This is a genomic window from Nonomuraea sp. NPDC000554 (assembly GCF_040300065.1).
Taxonomy (GTDB): Bacteria; Actinomycetota; Actinomycetes; order Streptosporangiales; family Streptosporangiaceae; genus Nonomuraea.
Window position 1 is genome coordinate 25,312 of record NZ_JBEPDC010000043.1, and the last position, 17,507, is coordinate 42,818.

Annotated in this window: 22 protein-coding genes; 6 read left to right on the forward strand and 16 right to left on the reverse strand. The window is 69.3% G+C overall.

The genetic code is table 11. The annotated features are described in order from the left end of the window. Nucleotides 1–31: 31 nt before the first annotated feature. The 3 genes from ABT294_RS46950 to ABT294_RS46960 all read right to left on the reverse strand — a co-directional run bounded on the left by ABT294_RS46950 (nt 32) and on the right by ABT294_RS46960 (nt 2,507). A complete protein-coding gene (locus ABT294_RS46950; protein WP_350813023.1) occupies nt 32–439 on the reverse strand; it encodes an SSI family serine proteinase inhibitor in 408 nt (135 codons plus the stop codon). Nucleotides 440–608: 169 nt separating this feature from the next. Continuing rightward, nucleotides 609–1,805, reverse strand: coding sequence for a hypothetical protein (locus tag ABT294_RS46955; RefSeq protein ID WP_350813024.1), 1,197 nt, complete (start codon nt 1,803–1,805; stop codon nt 609–611). Between the two features lie 288 nt (nt 1,806–2,093). Then, complete coding sequence (locus ABT294_RS46960) at nt 2,094–2,507, reverse strand: ester cyclase (RefSeq protein ID WP_350813025.1); 414 nt, start codon at nt 2,505–2,507, stop codon at nt 2,094–2,096. A gap of 42 nt (nt 2,508–2,549) precedes the next feature. Here ABT294_RS46960 and ABT294_RS46965 point away from each other — a divergent pair, with 42 nt between their 5' ends. Beyond that, a complete protein-coding gene (locus ABT294_RS46965) occupies nt 2,550–3,173 on the forward strand; it encodes a TetR/AcrR family transcriptional regulator C-terminal domain-containing protein (protein WP_350813026.1) in 624 nt (207 codons plus the stop codon). A gap of 93 nt (nt 3,174–3,266) precedes the next feature. On the opposite strand, the gene ABT294_RS46970 is transcribed toward ABT294_RS46965, so the two are convergent. From ABT294_RS46970 to ABT294_RS46980, 3 genes are all read right to left on the reverse strand, one after another. After that, on the reverse strand, nt 3,267–4,130 hold the full coding sequence (locus tag ABT294_RS46970) for an oxidoreductase (protein ID WP_350813027.1): 864 nt from the start codon (nt 4,128–4,130) through the stop codon (nt 3,267–3,269). Nucleotides 4,131–4,243: 113 nt separating this feature from the next. Beyond that, nucleotides 4,244–4,891, reverse strand: a complete 648-nt coding sequence (locus ABT294_RS46975; RefSeq protein WP_350813028.1) for a response regulator transcription factor — start codon at nt 4,889–4,891, stop codon at nt 4,244–4,246. Next, nucleotides 4,876–6,126, reverse strand: coding sequence for a sensor histidine kinase (locus ABT294_RS46980; RefSeq protein WP_350813029.1), 1,251 nt, complete (start codon nt 6,124–6,126; stop codon nt 4,876–4,878). Before ABT294_RS46980 ends, ABT294_RS46975 begins: the two co-directional genes overlap by 16 nt. Nucleotides 6,127–6,360: 234 nt before the next feature. Between ABT294_RS46980 and ABT294_RS46985 the strand changes: the two genes are divergently transcribed. Further along, the gene (locus tag ABT294_RS46985) at nt 6,361–6,801 is read left to right on the forward strand and encodes a hypothetical protein (protein WP_350813030.1); all 441 of its coding nucleotides are present in this window, start codon (nt 6,361–6,363) and stop codon (nt 6,799–6,801) included. A 107-nt stretch (nt 6,802–6,908) separates the two neighbouring features. Here ABT294_RS46985 and ABT294_RS46990 read toward each other — a convergent pair whose 3' ends face one another. Then, a complete protein-coding gene (locus ABT294_RS46990; protein ID WP_350813031.1) occupies nt 6,909–7,532 on the reverse strand; it encodes a response regulator in 624 nt (207 codons plus the stop codon). Next, the gene (locus ABT294_RS46995) at nt 7,529–8,755 is read right to left on the reverse strand and encodes a histidine kinase (protein ID WP_350813032.1); all 1,227 of its coding nucleotides are present in this window, start codon (nt 8,753–8,755) and stop codon (nt 7,529–7,531) included. The genes ABT294_RS46990 and ABT294_RS46995 overlap by 4 nt, the downstream gene beginning before the upstream one ends. A gap of 198 nt (nt 8,756–8,953) precedes the next feature. On the opposite strand from ABT294_RS46995, the gene ABT294_RS47000 reads away from it, so the two are divergent. After that, on the forward strand, nt 8,954–9,511 hold the full coding sequence (locus tag ABT294_RS47000; protein ID WP_350813033.1) for a GlcG/HbpS family heme-binding protein: 558 nt from the start codon (nt 8,954–8,956) through the stop codon (nt 9,509–9,511). Between the two features lie 116 nt (nt 9,512–9,627). Beyond that, nucleotides 9,628–10,302, forward strand: coding sequence for an ankyrin repeat domain-containing protein (locus tag ABT294_RS47005; protein WP_350813034.1), 675 nt, complete (start codon nt 9,628–9,630; stop codon nt 10,300–10,302). A gap of 16 nt (nt 10,303–10,318) precedes the next feature. Here the strand turns inward: ABT294_RS47005 and ABT294_RS47010 are convergent, their stop codons facing one another. The 3 genes from ABT294_RS47010 to ABT294_RS47020 all read right to left on the reverse strand — a co-directional run bounded on the left by ABT294_RS47010 (nt 10,319) and on the right by ABT294_RS47020 (nt 12,125). Further along, complete coding sequence (locus ABT294_RS47010) at nt 10,319–10,816, reverse strand: nucleoside deaminase (RefSeq protein ID WP_350813035.1); 498 nt, start codon at nt 10,814–10,816, stop codon at nt 10,319–10,321. Between the two features lie 121 nt (nt 10,817–10,937). Next, nucleotides 10,938–11,408 (reverse strand): cyanase, encoded by a 471-nt coding sequence (gene cynS / locus ABT294_RS47015; protein ID WP_350813036.1) that lies wholly within the window; start codon nt 11,406–11,408, stop codon nt 10,938–10,940. 108 nt (nt 11,409–11,516) lie between these two features. After that, nucleotides 11,517–12,125 carry a carbonic anhydrase gene (locus tag ABT294_RS47020; protein ID WP_350813037.1) on the reverse strand — a complete coding sequence of 203 codons (609 nt, stop codon included), beginning with the start codon at nt 12,123–12,125 and terminating at the stop codon, nt 11,517–11,519. 124 nt (nt 12,126–12,249) lie between these two features. Here ABT294_RS47020 and cynR point away from each other — a divergent pair, with 124 nt between their 5' ends. Next, entirely contained in the window at nt 12,250–13,155 is a 906-nt protein-coding gene (gene cynR / locus ABT294_RS47025; RefSeq protein WP_350813038.1) for a transcriptional regulator CynR, read from the forward strand. Here cynR and ABT294_RS47030 read toward each other — a convergent pair. From ABT294_RS47030 to ABT294_RS47050, 5 genes are all read right to left on the reverse strand, one after another. After that, nucleotides 13,103–13,459, reverse strand: coding sequence for a WD40 repeat domain-containing protein (locus ABT294_RS47030; RefSeq protein WP_350813039.1), 357 nt, complete (start codon nt 13,457–13,459; stop codon nt 13,103–13,105). The genes cynR and ABT294_RS47030 overlap by 53 nt on opposite strands. Then, on the reverse strand, nt 13,452–13,721 hold the full coding sequence (locus tag ABT294_RS47035; protein WP_350813040.1) for a hypothetical protein: 270 nt from the start codon (nt 13,719–13,721) through the stop codon (nt 13,452–13,454). Before ABT294_RS47035 ends, ABT294_RS47030 begins: the two co-directional genes overlap by 8 nt. 107 nt (nt 13,722–13,828) lie before the next feature. Continuing rightward, the gene (locus tag ABT294_RS47040) at nt 13,829–14,482 is read right to left on the reverse strand and encodes a GNAT family N-acetyltransferase (RefSeq protein WP_350813041.1); all 654 of its coding nucleotides are present in this window, start codon (nt 14,480–14,482) and stop codon (nt 13,829–13,831) included. Nucleotides 14,483–14,613: 131 nt separating this feature from the next. Next, nucleotides 14,614–15,060 (reverse strand): MFS transporter, encoded by a 447-nt coding sequence (locus ABT294_RS47045; RefSeq protein ID WP_350813042.1) that lies wholly within the window; start codon nt 15,058–15,060, stop codon nt 14,614–14,616. Nucleotides 15,061–15,076: 16 nt separating this feature from the next. After that, a complete protein-coding gene (locus ABT294_RS47050) occupies nt 15,077–15,574 on the reverse strand; it encodes a cupin domain-containing protein (protein WP_350813043.1) in 498 nt (165 codons plus the stop codon). A 512-nt stretch (nt 15,575–16,086) separates the two neighbouring features. Here ABT294_RS47050 and ABT294_RS47055 point away from each other — a divergent pair. After that, entirely contained in the window at nt 16,087–17,151 is a 1,065-nt protein-coding gene (locus tag ABT294_RS47055; protein WP_350813044.1) for a LacI family DNA-binding transcriptional regulator, read from the forward strand. Nucleotides 17,152–17,507: the final 356 nt, after the last annotated feature.

A 17,507-nucleotide genomic window follows, 5' to 3' on the forward strand; every position in this document is an offset into this window, starting at 1 on the left:
ACCGTCTTCCGGGCGGCATGTTCATGTGCGTTCAGAAGCGGAAGACCGCGCCCGTGGCGGTGTCGAGCTTGCAGGCGTTGTCGAAGGTCTTCTGCCAGGAGGTCGGCCTGCCGCGCCAGGTGCCGGTGGCGCTCGCGGTGACCGGGTTGTGCTCGTCGCCGCAGGCGCGGGGTGCGACGGGGAGTGCGTTGAGGTCGCCGCCGGCGGCGTCGATGGCCGCGCAGGCCTCCTTGGCGTGAGGGTGGTAGCCGCTGGGGGAGGGGACGCAGGTCAGCCGGACGCTCCGGACCCAGCTGTGCCCGTTGCCGCTGACGGTCAGGTTGAGCCCCTGGTCGAGGGCCGCGTGTGCGGGGGTGGCGGCGAAGCCGAGGAGGGGCAGGGCCGCGATGGCGGCGATGGCAGCGGTGGGACTCGAGGCAGGACGCATGACTCTCCCCATGATTGTCACTCTACGTAGCGTTCACATTACATCGAGTCACAATATGCTTGGTCGGGCAACTCTGAACGTCCCCTCCCGATCGGACTGGCACGGCTGATTCAGCGCCGAGCGTCAGCCGGCGCGTTCGGCCGTGCCGAAGATCTCGCCGTCGGAAACGTTACGACCGTCGTCACCCGAGGGTGGAGCCGTCGACGTCCTGACTCGTTGCCCAGTCAAGGCGGGCCAGCACTTCCGCAGCCACCTCTTGCGCCGACCGGCCGTCAGTGTCGATCCGCAGATCGCCCGCTCCAGCACGGTCGAGCGCCTCGGCCTCGCCCGCCGCCTGCTCGGCGACGCGGCGCAGGGCGCTCCGGTCCAGCCCCTTCATCTGGTCACCCGGCAACGCCGGCCCGCCTCCCCGGCCACGCTGCGCGACGCGCTCGAGCAGTGTGGCCGGGGACGCGTGGAGACGGCACACCGTCAGCGCCATGTCAGGAAGCACATCGGCGTAACCGCGGACGATCTCGTCGGAGTCGGCCTCCCCGGAGACGATCAGATACCTGGCTCCAACCGCGCGATATCCGGCCCAGAGAGCCGCGAGATTGCGCGTCTTGAGGCGGCGGTTGTCGGCATCGTCGTCCGCGGAAGGACGCAGTGCGGCGATCTGTTTCATGTCGACATAGGCGGCTCGCACGCCGGTCCGGATGATGTGCGTGAAGACCTCGTAGCCGATCGTCGATTTCCCGACCGCCGTCGCACCGGAGAACCACAGCAGGGGAACCTTCGCCGAAGCAAGGGCGGCATCAACCTGCGGTGTCGGCGCGTGACCCTGGCGGTCAACGAGCCTGCCGGGCGTCGCGGCGGGACGGCCCCACGGCCATCCACCCATCCGCTCACGCACCAGCTGGGCCACCTCGGACACCGCTAAGCCGTCGGTGTCTACGCACACATCGGGGAAGCCGCTGCGATCCAGCGCCTCCGCCTCAGCCACGGCCTCTTCGACCAGGTCCGGACGCCATCCTCGCGCCAGGAACCGTTCCCTCAGCTCAGCGCTGGAGACCCGGAGCCGGCACAAGGAGAACATGGCGTCGGGAAGAAGACCGGTGTACTCACGAACCTCCTCCGGGGTATCGACAAACCCAGCAAGGACCAGGCATTGCATACCTTCCCGCTGCAAGTTGTCCCACAAGGCGGCAAGGTTGCGCGCACGGATTCGATGGGTGCTGCCCTCAGGTGGGGGATAGCACAGGCTGATCTGGTCGCCGTCGACGAAAGCCGCCTTGACGCCACTGCGACTCAGCTGCGCGAATATCTCCCAACCCGCCGAAGACTTCCCAACACCCGAAGGTCCCGACAGCCAGAGCAGCGGCAGAAGATCTGTACTCATCGGCGCGACATTAGCGGGCCGCCCCTGAAATTGGCGAACACATTTCGCCGGGCTCGGGCTGCGTGGTCGCCCTGACGAGCGCCGGGTCGCTGCGCGAGCACGATGATCCAGTTCAGAGCCCGGGGGTATGCGCGCACGCGACCGTTCGCGATGGTACGGACCGTGCCCCCGGATTTGCGCTGCCGGCTGCCGATTCGGACGATGCCGTCCGGCTTCACCAGCGTCGTATCGACGCAGTGAGCGGCCGTCACCCACGTGTGATGCTCTGCAGACGTCGGTGACCGCCGGTCAGTCGACGGTGGGCCCGTCCCAGCCGAGCTGGAAGAACAGGCCCAGCCGGTCGCTGACGGCGCGGATCTGGCTGATCTTGCCGTCCTTCAGGGTGAAGACGAAAATCGCCTCGACGGTGAAGCTCTTCATGGTCGGCTGGGGCATGCGCGGGTGGTAGCCGGTGTGCTCGCCGGTCATGACCAGCCTCGCCATCACCTGGTCGCCTTCTTCGAGTAGCTCCTCAATAGACAGATGGAACGGGTTGAAGGCGTCCAGCTGCATCCTGATGCCCTCGAAGGCGGCGCCGGGCTCATCCGGCTCACCAAAGATGATCTTGTTGTGGTCGATCACGTCGGTGGCCACCGTGCCGGGCAGGTCGGCCAGGCGGCGCTCGTTGATCGCGGTGACGAACTCGCGGATGACGGTCTTCATGGAAACCCTTCTCTTACGGTGTAAGACGCTATCTTACGGTGTATGAAGCGAGCCGGGTTGTCAACCGAGAAGATCCTCGACGCCGCGCTGGAGTTGGTGGACCGGGACGGCGTGGCCGCCCTGTCCATGCGCAAACTGGGCCGTGAGCTGGGGGTGGAGGCGATGACGCTCTACTACTACCTTCCCAGCAAGGACGCCGTCCTCGACGGCATCGTCGAGCGGACGCTCGCCGCTGTCCAGGTACGGCCGGAAGGCCCGTGGCGCGACTGGGCGCGAGCCTTCGCCGATTCCTTCCGTGACACGCTGCTGGCCCGCCCCGCCCTGCTGCCCTTGCTCGCCACCCGGCCCGTCACCACCCCCGGTGGGCTGGAGACCGTCGAACGAGCCGCGCAAGCGCTTGTCAAAGAGGGCTTCACCGCCTCCGAAGCCCTCCACACGATCACCACGCTCGCCACGTTCGTGATCGGCCAGGTGCTCGCCGAAGCAGGCGCCGTTCCCGGCCACAACGAACCGGACCCCGCCCCCGACCTGGACCCCACGCGGCATCCCGTGCTGACTCAAGCGCTGGCCGCCGGTCTCGGAACACCCGACGATCACCAGGCACGCTTTGACTTCGCCCTCGATGCACTGCTGACCGGACTCAAACCGCGCTCTACCAGCGCATGATCGCCAAGCGCCGGTGAACGCGGTGCGGAGCGCGCGGTGGAAGCACCATCGCACGGTCTGGACGGTTGCGGGCTGTCCGCGCGGCCTTCGCCCTTACCCGAGCGCGGCTATGTCGTCCGTGCTCAACCTCAGCGCGCCGGCGGCGATGTTCTCTTCAAGGTGGCCCAGCGAGCCGGTGCCGGGAATGAGCAGGATGTTCGGCGATCTGGCCAGCAGCCAGGCCAGGGCCACCTGCGGCACGGTCGCGTGGTGGCGGGCGGCGACGGCGTCCAGGCGCTCGGCCGTGAGCGGCTGGAACCCGCCGACCGGGAAGAAGGGGACGTAAGCGATGCCGGCCTCCGCGCAGGCGTCGAGGAGCGGGTCGTCATCGCGCTGGGCCAGGTTGTAGAGGTTCTGGACGCAGGCGATCGGCGCGATCTTGCGGGCTTCGGCGAACTCGGCGGCAGTGACGTTGGAGACGCCCAGATGGCGGATCAGGCCTTCCTCGCGCAGCGCGAGCAGGGTTTCCAGGGGCGCGGCCAGCGGTGTCTCGCTCCGGTCGAGGTCGCCCATCCGCAGGTTCACCACATCCAGGCGATCCAGGCCGAGCGAGCGCAGGTTCGCCTCGATGCCGCGGCGCAGGTTGTCGGGGGTGAGGCCGGTCTTCTCCGCCGCCGGAAGGGAGAGATCGGCTCCCTCGACCAGCGCCCCCACCTTGGTCACGATCACCAGGTCGTCCGGGTAGGGGTGCAGCGCCTCCCGGATCAGCTCGTTGGCCGCTACCCCGTCACGCGAGTAGTAGTGCGAGGTGTCGATGTGGTTCACCCCGAGTTCCACGGCCCGGCGCAGGATGGCCAGGGCCGTCTCCCGGCTGGGCCGCTCGCCCCTCGGCCAACCGGTCAGCTTCATCGCGCCGTACCCGATCCTCGCGACGCTCAGGTCGCCGCCCATCGCCCATCGTTCCGTCGTCACGATCATCCGTCCCAGATGTTCCGTTAAGAGCCTGACCTTGTGAAAGCTAACACTGGGCCCTTGATCGGATCCCGGCGTCTACGGAGCGACAGCCCGCCGCACGCTGCCCGAGAAGCACGTCAGGGCTTGTTCAGGTAGGTGAGGACGGCGAGGACGCGGCGGTTGTTGTTGTCGTCATCGGTGATGCCGAGTTTGCCGAACAGGGAGGTGGTGTACTTGCTGATGGCGCTTTCACTGAGGAACAGCCGCTGGCCGATGGCCTGGTTGGACAGTCCTTCGGCCATGAGGCTGAGCACGGCGTGTTCGCGTTCGGTGAGCCGTCCGAGTAGTCGGTTCGAGGACCCGCTGGACAGCAGTTTGGCGATGACGGCTGGGTCCATGGCGGTCCCGCCATCGGCGACGCGTTCCAGCGCATCGATGAACTGGTCGGCGTCGAACACGCTCTCTTTGAGGAGATAGCCGATGCCGCCGGAGCCGTCGGCCAGGAGTTCGCGGGCATACAGCTGTTCGACGTGCTGAGAAAGGATCAGGATCGGCAGTCCGGGTAGTTCGCGGCGGGCGGCGAGAGCAGCCCGCAGACCCTCATCCGACTGCGTCGGCGGCATGCGGACGTCGACGACGGCAACATCCGGCCGCCACCTCAGCAGCGCGTCGAGCGTCTCGGGTCCGGTGGTCGCCGTCGCCACCACCTGGTGTCCGTACGCCTCGATGAGGCGGACCATCCCGTCGCGCAGGAGGTACAGGTCTTCGGCTACAACGATTCGCATGGCACCACCATCCTCACACGGGTCGGACCGCCCGCCGGACTGTCGATCTCCAGAGTGCCGTCGAAGACCGCGAGACGGCGGCGCAGCCCCGCAAGTCCACCGCCGGCTCGCGCACTGGCCCCACCCCGGCCGTTGTCTTCGACATCGACGACGAGGTCGGTGTCGTCCCGGGTGATGGAGATCCGCGCCAGGGTCGCATGGGCGTGCTTGACCGCGTTGGTCAGCAGCTCGGCGACTCCGAAGTACACGGCGGACTCGATCGGCGGGTCCAGGCGTAGCTGAACGTCGGCGCTGACCGCCGCTTCGAGCGGGCTGTCCAGGGCAAGAGCGCGGACGGCGTCGATGAGCCCGCGCTCGTTCAGCACCGGCGGGTTGATGCCCTTGACCAGTTCGCGGAGCTCGGTCAGTGACGTGGCGGCGCCGACTCGCGCCTCCCGCAGCAGCGCCTTGGCCTGGTCGGGGTCGGTTTCCATCAGCTTCTCCGCAGTCGCCAAGGACAGCCCGAGCGCGACCAGGCGGGCCTGCGCTCCGTCGTGCAGGTCCCGTTCGATCCGGCGGATCTCGGCGGCCTGCGCGACCGTCGTGTCCGCGCGCTGGGCCGTCAGCTCATCGACCCGGTCCGCCAGCGCCATCGCGGGCGACGGGCGCAGGAAGCGGACGGCCACCGGCTCGACGGGCCGCCAGGCGTACGGAGCACTGGCGACGGCCACGACCAGGCCGAGTATCCCAAGAAGGGGGGCTGATCGGCCGAATGCGAGGACCGCCGCCGCGACTCCGGCCGGCGGGACGGACGCGATCAGGCCCGCGGTGAGCGGTGCGATCGCCGTGAACCGCAGGTCGCGCCAGTTGGCGGGGTCGCTCCATCGGACCCGCCACTTCTGATCCAGGAGGGCGTCGCGGCTGGTGCGCTCGTAGCTGTAACCGTTCCACCAGAACCCGGTGGACAGCCGCGTCACCGGCCCGGCCTGCCGGTATCCGGCGGGGATGACGGTGGCGGTCCACCTCGCGACGAGGTGGCGGACCATCTGGCAGACCGGGCGGGACAGGGCGAGCGTGCCCACGCACACCAGCACGAACGGCGCCACCCACGACCACGGGTTTCCCGCCCCCCACCAGATCCCCAGCGCCACGGCAGCGGCCCACACGGCCGGGACCAGCATGCTGACGATCATCACAACGCACGCTCGTACGAACCCCACGCAGGCACTCGCCACCCACGACATCAGCTGTCGCATGATCCTTCCTTCTCACTTCATCATCCGGCCGTGGCACCCGCGGTTCCTGCAATGCGCCGATCTGGCCGGTACGGCTTGGTGTCTCCACTGTGCACCGCACGGAGCCTGGCCCCCGCCGGATCGGCTCTGAAGTAGGTCTGGCCCCACCCCTCCATACGGCCAGGCCCATACCGCACCACCCGAGCGCTCCCTAACGTCGACACCGCGCCAGACAACACAAGGGAAGAAAGAGACATGGAACCCACCAACCACACCACGGCCGAGGCCGCCCACCTCAACCATCCAGACACCCGGCGGGCCTTCGGCAAGGTGAAGATCCTCGTCGCGGTCTACGGCGCGCTGAGCGCCGCGGTCCTCATCACGGTCGCCATCCTCGCGATCAACGAACAAACGGTGACCTCGTTCATGTGGGGCCGATCAGCCGGGGTGTTCGCGAGCGCCGCGGTGACCTACTGGCTGACCGTCCTCGCCTCACGGGGAAAACGATGGGCCTATGTACGCGTGCGCATCATCTCGATCGTCATGCCGCCCGCGATCATCGCCATCGACGTGATCCCCGGTGTCCTCCCGGCGTGGTTCGTCATGATGCAGGCCACATGCGCCCTCGCCATCGCCGCAGCCGCTTTCATCATCAACGGATCACGGCTGCGCGCCGCCTTCCCCAAGTCACGCTGACCACCTCGGTACCTGGAACTGCGTCCAAAGGTACACACGGTCAGCCCCCCGCCATCGGCGGCCCTCCTGTTCGGGCCGGGTCACCCTGAAGTCCCGATGCGGCCGGTTCAGGGAAGCCTGATGAGACGCCGCTCGACCGCGGCGGTGACCGCGGCGGTGCGCGTCTCCACGCCCAGCTTGCTGTAGATGTGCACCAGATGGGTCTTGACCGTCGCCTCGGTGATGAAGAGCCGCCTGGCGATTTCGCGGTTGCCCTCGCCGCTGGCCAGCAACTCCAGGATCTCGACTTCGCGGGCGCTCAACGCGGTGCCGGGGTCGCGCATCCGCTTCATCATCCGGGTCGCCACCTTGGTGGACAGCACGGTCTCGCCCCTGGCCGCGGCCCGGATGCCCTGGAACAGCTCGTCCGGCGGGCACGCCTTGAGCAGGTAACCGGTGGCCCCCGCGTCGATGGCCCGCATGATGTCCGCGTCGCTCTCGTACGTCGTCAGCACCAGGACCTGCGGCGGTGCGGGCAACTCCCGGATCCGCCGGGTGACCTCCACCCCGTCGATGCCGTCGCCGAGTTGCAGGTCCATGAGCACGACATCCGGCTCGCGCGCCGTGATGCCCCGCAGCGCCTCCGCCCCGCCGGCAGCCTCGCCGACGATCTCCATGTCGTGCTCACCGCTGAGCAGCGCCACCAACCCCGCCCGGACCACGGGATGGTCGTCCACCAGAAACAGCCTCATCGCGTGTCCACCCGACCTGCCGCGTCATCCTTGCCATGCGCTCGCGCCCCGTGCGGGACAGGAGGTGCCTCGGCGGTCCACTTGACGGGGACCGTGGCCGCAACCGCCGTGCCCTCGCCGGGAACGCTCTCGACGACCAGGAGGCCGTCCACCTCCGCCAGCCGGTCGCGCATCGCGCGCAGCCCGTATCCCCGGCCGGGGGCCGGGGTGGGCTCGGTGAACCCGACGCCGTGGTCGAACACGTCCAGCGTGACCTCGCCGTCGAGGTAGGACAGGGTCACCACGGCCGTTCCCGCGCCCGAGTGGTCGCGGACGTTGGCCAACGCGCCCTGGACGACCCGGAGCAGCGCCGCCTGGACGTCCGGCTCCAGCGGGTAGGGCTCGCCCTCGCGCCGGAAGCGCACGTCCAGCCCGGCATCGTCACCGGTGCTCGCGCACAGCCGGGTGAGCGCCTCGGGCAGTGAGGCGTCCACCAGAGCCGGGGGCTGGAGGTCGCGGACGAAGCGCCGGGCCTCGTCCAGGTTCTCCGCCGCGGCCGCGGCGGCCCGCCGTACGTGGACGTGGGCCAGCCCCGGATCGGACGCCCACATCCGGTCGGCGGCCTGGAGGAGGATGCCCATGCTGGTCAGCCCCTGGGCGAGGGTGTCGTGGATCTCCCTTGCCAGTCGCTCGCGCTCCTCCAGGACCCCGGTCTGATGCCGGGAGTCGGCCAGCGTCCCACGCGTGCTGATCAGGTCGTCGATGAGGAGCTGCCGGGCGGCGCTCTCACGCTGGAGCTCCCAGAAGATCACCGTGGTCATGGTGGCGATGCCGATCGGCGCGAGAATCAGGCTGGGGTCGACCTCCTGGGCGATCTTGAGCTGCGCCGCGATCACCGTCAGCGTGAGAGCCGCAGTGGCCACCGCGAAACCGCGGGCGTTCAGCAACCGCAGACACAGGAAGAGCAGGGGAACCGCGCACCAGCTGAACGACGGCGCGAGTACCACCAGCGCGAGCCAGACCGCGGCCACGGCCCCCAGCCAGACCAGGCTACGCCTGCGCCCGAGGTGGCTCCAGAAGGCGATGCCGGCCGCGTAGACCAGGGCGAGCAGGCCGCAGACGGCCAGCGCGGCGACGGTCCGCGGGTCCACGCCGTGCCGGGACACCAGCCGCAGGGCGGATGCCACGATCAGCAGGTAGAACCCCACATGCATAGCCCAGTTGAGCCAGATACGCTCCCTCATCGCCCTCCTTGTCCGGTCTGCTCCGACGTTATCTCCTGCCGGGCATCGGACCCACCGGGACGGCGGCGCATCAACCGATCGGTTGACCGCGGTCTCAACCGCTCGGTGCCCGGCAATCGTCCATGCTCGCGATGCCCTGAGGCGACGCTGCGGGAAACCTTGAGTGTGCCCGATCCACCACGCTGAACTGGAGAAACAATGACGGGTTCCGCCCGCTCCCGCCTGATCGCCGGCTCTCTTTCTGGGCTGGCCATCATGGCCGGCACCCTCGGCGGCGCCACCGCCGTCACCTCTCCCGCGCAGGCCGCTCCCGCCACGAGCGGACGCGCCGCGCCGGCCGTCGTGCAGACCGGCGTGCTCTCCGCCGACGCCGCCCTGAAGATCGCCGATGCCGCGATGAAGGAGGCCGTCAAGCAGAAGCAGCGCGTCACGGTCGCGATCGTCGACCGATCCGGCGCGACTCGGCTGGTGCTGAAAGGCGACGGCGCAGGCCCGCAGACCGAGGAGTCGGCCAGGCGCAAGGCCTTCACCGCGGTCTCGTTCGGCAGGACGACCAGTGAACTCGGCAAGGGCGTGACGGGCGGGGGTGTGACCATCGCCGACATCCCCGGCACCCTCTTCCTCGCCGGCGGCGTTCCCGTCGCCTCCGGTGGCGCCCCCATCGCGGGCATCGGTGTCGGCGGAGCGCCGAGCGGCGACATCGACGAGGCCATCGCCCAGGCGGGTCTCAAGGCGGTCGCCGACCAGCTCCGCTGAGAAGGCCGCCGCGAGCAGCCGTCCGGAGGAGGGGCTCAACCTTGACACCGATGAACCGCCGAACGACGCCGGTGTTCCGCTGCAGCGTCCGGTGGCGTCACGGAAGGACGATGTGGATGACCCGCCGAGCTATCCTGGCCATCGGGCTCGGCCTGCTGCTCGCGGCGTGCGGTGGCCGCAAGGTGAGAGGAGAAGCTGTGCTCAACAAGGAACTGCTGGCGTGCGCCGCGCGAGGTGACGCCGCAGGCGTCCGCGACGCGCTCGCGGCCGGGGCCGACGTCGAGGCCCGCGACGGGCTCCGCCGTACCGCGCTGCTGCTCGCCGCGGCGGCCGACCACGTCGAGGCCGCCGACGTGCTGGTCGCGGCCGGCGCCGACCCGAACGCCCAGGACTCTAATCGGGACACGCCCTGGCTGGTCACCGGCGTCACGGGAAGCGTCGCGATGCTCAAGACCCTCCTCCCGGCGCGGCCGGACCTGACGATACGGAACCGCTACGGAGGCGTCTCGCTCATCCCCGCCTGCGAGCGCGGGCACGTGGACTACGTCCGCGAGGTGCTGAAGACCGGCATCAACGTCGACCACGTCAACGACCTCGGCTGGACCGGCCTGCTGGAAGCCGTCATCCTCGGCAACGGCGGCACCCCGTACCAGGAGATCGTCGGGCTGCTCGTCGCCGCCGGCGCCGACGTCAACCTCGCCGACCGCGACGGCGTCACCCCGCTCGCCCACGCCCTCGCCAAAGACCAGACCAAGGTGGCCGACCTCCTCCGCGCAGCCGGAGCACGCTGAAGCAAGCGGCGGGCGCTCAGGCGGTGGGAGCGCCGGCCACCCGCCGCTCGCCGCCGTTGCGCTCCTGCCAGAACCGGTAGACGTCGGTGGCGGCCTCGTTCGGCTCGTAGCGCATCGGCAGGCGCCGCTCATCCCAGTTCTTGGCGAACTCGGCGTAGAAGGTGTCGAGTTCGAAGTACTTGCGGTCGTCCACGTAGTGAGGCTCGTAGGCCTCACGAGTGGTGAGGAAGACGACCTCGTCCGGCGAGCAGTAGTACAGCGATCCCAGGCACATCGGGCACGGATGGGCCAGGACATAGATGGTGGTGCCGATCAGGTGTTCGGTGCCCAGCTTCATACACGCTTCGCGGATGGCAAGGATCTCCGCGTGTGCCGTCGGATCGGATGTCTGGGCGACCCTGTTCGCGCTCTCGGCCAGGATCTCGCCGTCCTTGACGATGACGGTCGCGAACGGACGGCCGCCCTCGGCGACGTTCTGGCGGGCGATGTCGACGGTGCGTTGTGCGAAGTCCATGCGAAGTCCTCCATGAGAGAAGCGGGTGTCCTCCACCGAGCGGACCGGCGGAAGGCGGGCAGCGAACGGGCGGGCCTGGTGTGAAAGGAGCGGTCCGGCCCGCCACGGTCTCGTAGATCGGTCAGAACGGCTTGGTGGGCAGGTACTTGCCGTCGAGGGTGATGATGGCGCGCTCACCGCCCTCGGGATCGGCGACCTTCTGCACATCGAGCTTGAAGTTGATCGCGCTGATGATCCCGTCACCGAACTGCTCGTGAACCAGGGCCTTCAAGGTGGTGCCGTAGACCTGGAGCATCTCGTAGAAGCGGTAGATGGTCGGGTCGGTGGGGACGGAGCCGGGGATGGAGCCGCGGGTCGGGATGGTCTGCAGCAGCATCACCGCGTCGTCGTCCAGGCCGAGCAGCTCGGCGACCGCCTTCGCCGCGGCCTTGGGCAGGGCGTGCTGGCCGAGTACGGCGGCGGTGACGAAGGCGACCGACAGGCCGGCCGCGTCGGCGATCTGCTGCCAGGTCAGGTCCTTGCGGGTCTTGGCCTCGACGGCGGCGGCGGCCAGAGCCTGGCGGGCGGTGGGGTCGAACTGGGCGTGTGCCATGAGAGTGTTTCCTTTTCTTATGTGTCGGTCGTGTGCGCCGGTCCGGGCACAGCGGCGGGGGAGCGTGTCGATCCCGGGCGCGGGATGTCAGGCGTTGGGGGGCAAAGGTCACACCGCGAGCGCGGAGAGGCGGCCGGTGGCGTCGAGTTCTGCGACGGTCCCGGTGCCGATGTCGTAGATCCAGCCGTGCAGGGTGACCGTCTTGGCGGCGAGGGCGCGTGCCACCGAGGGGTGGGTGGCCAGGTTCGCCATCTGCGCGAGCACGTTCTGACGCACCAGGGCGGCCACCTTGCCCGCGCCTGTCTCCGCGGTTGTGGTGCGGTTCCGGGAGGCGTCCGCGTGCCGCAGCCAGTCGGCGAGTGCAGGTAGCGCGGCCGGGTCGAGGCCGTCGGCCACAGCGGTCATCGCGCCGCAGCCGGAGTGCCCGCACACCACGATGTCGGAGACGCCGAGCACGGCGACGGCGTACTCGATGCCGGCGGCGACACCGTCAGGGGAGCCTGGGGCGTAGGCCGGCACGAGGTTGCCGGCGGTGCGGATGACGAACAGCTCGCCGGGCTCGCTCTGGGTGATCAGCTCGGGCACCACTCGGGCGTCGGAGCAACTGATGAACAGCGTCGCCGGCTGGTGAGCGGTCGCCAGGCGCGTGAAGAGCTCCGTCTTGGCGGGGAAGACGTCCCGCTGGAATCGCGCGACTCCCCGTTCGAGGTCCTGCATGGGTCACTGCCTTCTGCTTGGGGACGGCCTCATGGGCTGACTTATCCACCATGCATGACCTGCATTCATAGTGTCCAAGACGCATTGACCATGATCTCGATAGACTTCGCCTATAGTTGTTGTCGTGGGTCCGGAACTGCGTCACCTGCGCTATCTGATCGCTGTGGCCGAGCACGGCAACTTCACCCGCGCCGCCGAAGACCTGCGCGTCTCCCAGCCCACCCTCTCCCAGCAGATCAAGCAGCTCGAACGCGCTGTGGGGGCGCAACTGCTCGACCGAAGCGGCCGCAGCGTACGGCTCACCGACGCCGGCGAGGCCTACGTCCACTACGCCCGGCGTGCCCTGCGGGACCTGAGGGCCGCCGAACGCGCCGTCCTCGACGTGGCCGACCTCTCCCGTGGCAGCCTGCGGCTGGCGGTGACCCCGACGTTCACCGCCTATCTCATCGGACCGCTGATCGCCGAGATGCACGCCCGCCACCCCGGCATCACCCTGGATGTCAAGGAGATGACGCAAGACCGCATCGAGGCAGGGCTGCTCGCCGACGAGCTCGACCTCGGGATCGCGTTCCACGACCAGCACCTGCCCGGCATCAGCGGCACGGCCCTGTTCATGGAGACACTCAGCCTCGTGGTCAGCGCCGACCACCCCGCCGGCGAGCGGCCCCGGCCGATGCCCGCCCGAGATCTCACCAGGCACCGGCTCGCGCTCCTCAGCGGCGAGTTCGCCACCCGAGGGCACATCGACGCCTACTTCAGGCGACAGCGCGTCAGCCCCCGCATCGTGGTGGAGGCCAACTCCATCCAGGCCCTCATCGAAATCGTCCAGCGCAGCTCTGCCGCCACCGTCCTCCCCGACGCCATCACCCACGACCACCCGAGCCTGAGCCCGCTCCCGCTCACGCCGGCCCTGCCCACCCGCACCGTCACCCTGCTGCGGCGGGAAAACGCCTACCAGAGCGCCGCCGCCCGCGCCTTCAGCGCCACTCTCGACGACCATGTTCGCGCCCGCGGCTACACTCTCGCCTGAGCGGGCGGACGGTACCCAGATCCCACAGCCACAGTGAACGGTCCACACCCGCGACCGCCACGTCCCGGCCGTCGAGCCGCAGGTAGGCCACCGACCCTACGTCCAGCCCGTCCCCGTCCTCGTCGGGCAGCCAGGCCATCGGCTCCCCGAGGGGTGTTCCGGTGGCCAGGTCCCACACCCGCACGATCCGATCGTGACCGCCGGTCACCGCGAGGGGCCGCATGTCCAGCATGGAGACATCCAGCGCGGTGACACCGCCCTCATGGGCCTCGTCGATCTCGTTGCCGGTCGCCCACTCAGTCACCCAGCCCGGCGCCGCCCCCGTGATCGGCACCGAAGCGAACGCACTCGCGATCGCCCAAGCGCGCCGCGTCGAGGCTGAGGACCTGGCGACGAACCTCGGCGCTCGCATCACGGTGCTGCCACAGCGTCGCCCGATAGACCGCCGCCGCCAGCCGGGCCTCGCGGCTCCGGGCCTGGCCGAGCAGCGGTAGCACCTCCGCGGGCGCGGCCGTCACCAGATACGCGCAATTCCGCAGCACCGCGTCGGCGTCCATGTCCGCCACAGGATTGATCTTGCTGGTTCCGGGCCGGTGCGTAAACCGAATTGTCACACGCGCAGGCCGAACGAGTACTGACGGCGATCAAGGACGCCACCCAGGAAGCTGCCGGGTCAGGCGGCGCCGAACAGTTCCAGGCAGGCGGGAGTGATCCCCTCTACTGAGACGCCGGGCGCGCGGTGCGGCCCCCAGGACGCCGCCTCCAGCACCATGCAGTGCTCGATCACGCGGCCCCCGTCCCGGTTGTAGGTGCGGCGGCCGTTGTCGACGTAGCCGAGCTTGCGCGACACGGTCTCGGAGGCGATGTTGCCGTCCATGTACGAGGTGTGCGCCTCCAGCGCGTCCAGGTGGGTGAACGCGAACTCCAGGACGGCAGCGCGGGCCTCGGTGCCGTAGCCCTGCCGCTGGTGGCTGCGGGTGATCCACGAGCCAGTCTCGACACCGCGGACGGTTCCGAAGTCGCTCGCCCACATGTTCTGTACGCCGATCGCGATACCGCCCACGCGGATGGCCAGATGGAGATCCCAGCTCTCCGGCCGCCAGTTAGCCAGGGCCCGCCAGTGCCGCTGCAGCAGGTGCCGCTCCCTCTCAGGGGACGGCTCGTACAGGTACGCCTTTTGGTAACGGGGTTCGCCGGCGGACTGGATGTCGCCGGAGACGCAGGCCAGGCTGAGCAGGTCCGAGGTGTCGGCGATGGCGAGCTCCAGCCGCGGGGTTCGCACGCGCAGCGCGAACAACGGCCACAGCCCGGCCAGGTCCTCACTCAACGGCTCACCGTCCCCTCCGAGTAACAGCTTTCCGGTGACCTACTTCGTGCACTGGAGCCTCACGAAGCTCGGTGGGGCCCGGGAAGCAGACCTGATTCGCCATCGCCCGCGGATCGCCGAGGGCGACCAGCTCAGTCTCCTCCCTCCTTCGATGTGAATGACGGAGGAGACCCTGGCGGTGGCTGTCCGAGTCGGGCGCCGCGATGGTCGACCGGATGGGCGGCCAGCACCAGACGGCCGGCGATCAGCATGCCGAGACTCGGCGCGGCCAGGCAGAGCAGCGCGCCCGCGGCCAGGACGGACGCGCCGAAGAGCTTGGTCTTGCGGACGCCCCAGGAGTCGGCCAGCCGCCCGAACACCGCCGTGCCGATGCCCAGCGCGAGCGCGTGGGCGATGAGCACCCAGGCTACGGCGGGACCGGCGTGCGGGGCGAGGGCGACCTCAGGCAGCGCCACACCGGCCGAGGTGACGCCGAACACGGCGGGTCCGAACAGCATGCCCAGGCGTACGGCGGTCGAGACCGCGCCGAACGACACGGGCCCGCCGGAGGCCGGCGGGGTGGTGAGAACGGAGGTCATCACGGCTTCCTCCGCCTCAACGCGTCCGGACACGCGGCCAGGCCGCACTATCGGCGAAGTGCACATCGAAGCGGTCCTGCTCGGGCAGCAGGCTGTCGGGCGCAGCCAGCTCCTGAGCGATGCGCCCGAGCTGCCGGAAATACTCGAACCGTTCGACACCGGGCGCCATGATCACCAGCACGTCGGCCGTGACATCCGGGGCCGCGCCGAAGGCGTGGACACGCGGCGGAACAACGATCAAGCTGCCCCGTGCCGCGGTGACGAGCCGCTCGCCGAGAAGGAACTCCATCTCCCCGGCGAGCACGTAGAACAACTCTGACGACGCCGTGTGGAAGTGCGGCTTGGCACCATCGGCACCTTCGCCCAGGGTGAGCCGGTTGGCGCTGAATGTTCCGCCGGTAGGACCGCCGTCCACCAGCAGGTGGAACGCGCCACCATGGGCCAGTTCCACCACCTCCGCCGCCCCCTCCCGCACGACCACCACATCATGGCCATAAGCGCTGATCACATCCATGCTTGCTCCCTACGCGAGTTCCATCCCATGGGAGCGCGAACTCTTCACCGCGAACCAGACGCAGTCTGAGCCGGCAGAAATCTGCGTTCGCGATGAATTTGCCCCTGGCGCCGGAGGCCCGTGCGCTCGCCCTTCCGCGGCGTCCGACGGGGGTGGCCAACGTGGTGGGCCTTGACCTGGGGGGACACGCGGGTGTGCCACACGAGGCGCTCCCGCCTGGTGTCCGGCTCGCGCGCGACTGCCCGCTTGTGCGGGCCTATGATGATCACGGAACATGATCGTGGCCCGGTACCGGGCCATGTGCTGGGCTCGGGGTTGAGCGGGTTCTCAACCACCGGGGCCTACCAGGGGCCACGTAGTGCTACCGGCTGAGCGGGAGCGTGCGGGCGGCCGAGCACGACCGCGGCGGAGCGCTGCTGCCGGCCGTCACCATGCGCGTGACGGCCGGGGATGCCTCTGCCGCAGCGCCAACAGCTGGGCCGCTGATGCCGACACGGAATGAGGAAGAGCGGATGGAGACCTACCGGCCTCGCGCGCGCGGCGTCACGATCGAGGATGTCGCCCGTGCGGCCGGTGTGTCCCGGCAGACCATCTCCAACGCGCTCAACGCCCCGCACCGCCTCAAGGCCGAGACCCTCGAACGGGTCACCGCGCTCATCGAGCAGTTGGGCTACCGACCCGACCAGTCGGCACGCAGCCTGCGCTCCGGCGCGCGGCGGATCATCGCCTACCCCACCCCCGAGGACGACCCGGCCAACCCCAACCCGCTCATGGGGGGCTTCCTGGAGGCGGTGGTCTCCGCAGCGGGCGAGGCCGGTTACCACATCCTGCTGGTCCGGCCGAATCCCGAGCAGGAGCAGACCCGGGCGCTGGACGAGCTGATCGCGGCCAGGACGGTGGATGGCTTCCTGCTGTCGGACGTCCTGCCCGACGACGCCCGGGTGCGGCACCTGGCACGGCAGGGCATCCCGTTCGCGGCGTTCGGCAGGACGGCCCCCGACCAGCCGCAGAACTGGGTGGACGTCGACACCGTCCAGGCCGTCAACGACCTGGTCGGCCTGCTCGCGGCGGCGGGCCACCAGCGGATCGCGTTCCTGGCCTCGGCCTCCGACCTGCCGTGGATGGGTCACCGCCGTGACGGCTTCCACAGCGGCGTGCGCCGGCACGGTCTGCGCGGACGGGAGATCTCCGTCCCGGGAGACGAGCCCGGCGCGATCGTCGAGGTGACCCGCCGGCTGCTGCGCGGGCCGGACAGGCCCACCGCCGTGGTGGCCGCCAGCGACTGGCTGGCGCTCGGCGTCTACGCCGCCGCCCGCGCCGAGGGGCTGGACATCGGCGCGGATCTGGCGGTGACCGGCTTCCACGACATGCCCGTCACTGCGCGCCTCGAGCCGGCGTTGACCACCGTGCGGCTGCCGCTGCGCCGCATCGCGGACGTGCTCGTCCGGCGCCTGCTGCGGACCGTCAAGGACGGCGTCGTTCCGCAGGCGGGCGTGTTGCTACCCTGCGAGATCGTCGTCCGCGCCAGCTCCGGCGAATGCGCCCCGCTTGTTGAACGTTCATATGACTCGATCTGAGCCGGACGATCCTACGCAGCGTGACGCCGACGAACTGGTGGCGTGGCCGGACGCCGCTGCCCCGGTGTGCGACTGTGGCCCGATTGTGGCAGGTTGCCGCCCTGTGAATAGGCGGTTGCCCGATCAATCCGCAACCGCCGAAGCGGTCGCTGTCGGTGACCATATGCCTTTCGAGCCCGGTATTTCATGGGAAGAGGGAGCGCCATCATTACTGTGCGCGATTGTGACATGGACTCGGAGGAGGGCCCTTATAGGCACAGCACGCATCCATGAAGGGGAATGACATGGAGAAATGCTAATGATCTCGACCGATTTGAACGTTCATGACATCCTCCTCATTCGAAGGTCCATAGGGG

What these genes read in the sequence shown, in the direction of transcription:
- ABT294_RS46950 (WP_350813023.1), bottom strand. Translation starts at nt 439, where the DNA reads ATGGGGAGAGTCATGCGTCCTGCCTCGAGTCCCACCGCTGCCATCGCC.
- ABT294_RS46955 (WP_350813024.1), bottom strand. Translation starts at nt 1,805, where the DNA reads ATGAGTACAGATCTTCTGCCGCTGCTCTGGCTGTCGGGACCTTCGGGT.
- ABT294_RS46960 (WP_350813025.1), bottom strand. Translation starts at nt 2,507, where the DNA reads ATGAAGACCGTCATCCGCGAGTTCGTCACCGCGATCAACGAGCGCCGC.
- ABT294_RS46965 (WP_350813026.1), top strand. Translation starts at nt 2,550, where the DNA reads ATGAAGCGAGCCGGGTTGTCAACCGAGAAGATCCTCGACGCCGCGCTG.
- ABT294_RS46970 (WP_350813027.1), bottom strand. Translation starts at nt 4,130, where the DNA reads ATGATCGTGACGACGGAACGATGGGCGATGGGCGGCGACCTGAGCGTC.
- ABT294_RS46975 (WP_350813028.1), bottom strand. Translation starts at nt 4,891, where the DNA reads ATGCGAATCGTTGTAGCCGAAGACCTGTACCTCCTGCGCGACGGGATG.
- ABT294_RS46980 (WP_350813029.1), bottom strand. Translation starts at nt 6,126, where the DNA reads ATGCGACAGCTGATGTCGTGGGTGGCGAGTGCCTGCGTGGGGTTCGTA.
- ABT294_RS46985 (WP_350813030.1), top strand. Translation starts at nt 6,361, where the DNA reads ATGGAACCCACCAACCACACCACGGCCGAGGCCGCCCACCTCAACCAT.
- ABT294_RS46990 (WP_350813031.1), bottom strand. Translation starts at nt 7,532, where the DNA reads ATGAGGCTGTTTCTGGTGGACGACCATCCCGTGGTCCGGGCGGGGTTG.
- ABT294_RS46995 (WP_350813032.1), bottom strand. Translation starts at nt 8,755, where the DNA reads ATGAGGGAGCGTATCTGGCTCAACTGGGCTATGCATGTGGGGTTCTAC.
- ABT294_RS47000 (WP_350813033.1), top strand. Translation starts at nt 8,954, where the DNA reads ATGACGGGTTCCGCCCGCTCCCGCCTGATCGCCGGCTCTCTTTCTGGG.
- ABT294_RS47005 (WP_350813034.1), top strand. Translation starts at nt 9,628, where the DNA reads ATGACCCGCCGAGCTATCCTGGCCATCGGGCTCGGCCTGCTGCTCGCG.
- ABT294_RS47010 (WP_350813035.1), bottom strand. Translation starts at nt 10,816, where the DNA reads ATGGACTTCGCACAACGCACCGTCGACATCGCCCGCCAGAACGTCGCC.
- cynS (WP_350813036.1), bottom strand. Translation starts at nt 11,408, where the DNA reads ATGGCACACGCCCAGTTCGACCCCACCGCCCGCCAGGCTCTGGCCGCC.
- ABT294_RS47020 (WP_350813037.1), bottom strand. Translation starts at nt 12,125, where the DNA reads ATGCAGGACCTCGAACGGGGAGTCGCGCGATTCCAGCGGGACGTCTTC.
- ABT294_RS47045 (WP_350813042.1), bottom strand. Translation starts at nt 15,060, where the DNA reads ATGACCTCCGTTCTCACCACCCCGCCGGCCTCCGGCGGGCCCGTGTCG.
- ABT294_RS47050 (WP_350813043.1), bottom strand. Translation starts at nt 15,574, where the DNA reads ATGGATGTGATCAGCGCTTATGGCCATGATGTGGTGGTCGTGCGGGAG.
- ABT294_RS47055 (WP_350813044.1), top strand. Translation starts at nt 16,087, where the DNA reads ATGGAGACCTACCGGCCTCGCGCGCGCGGCGTCACGATCGAGGATGTC.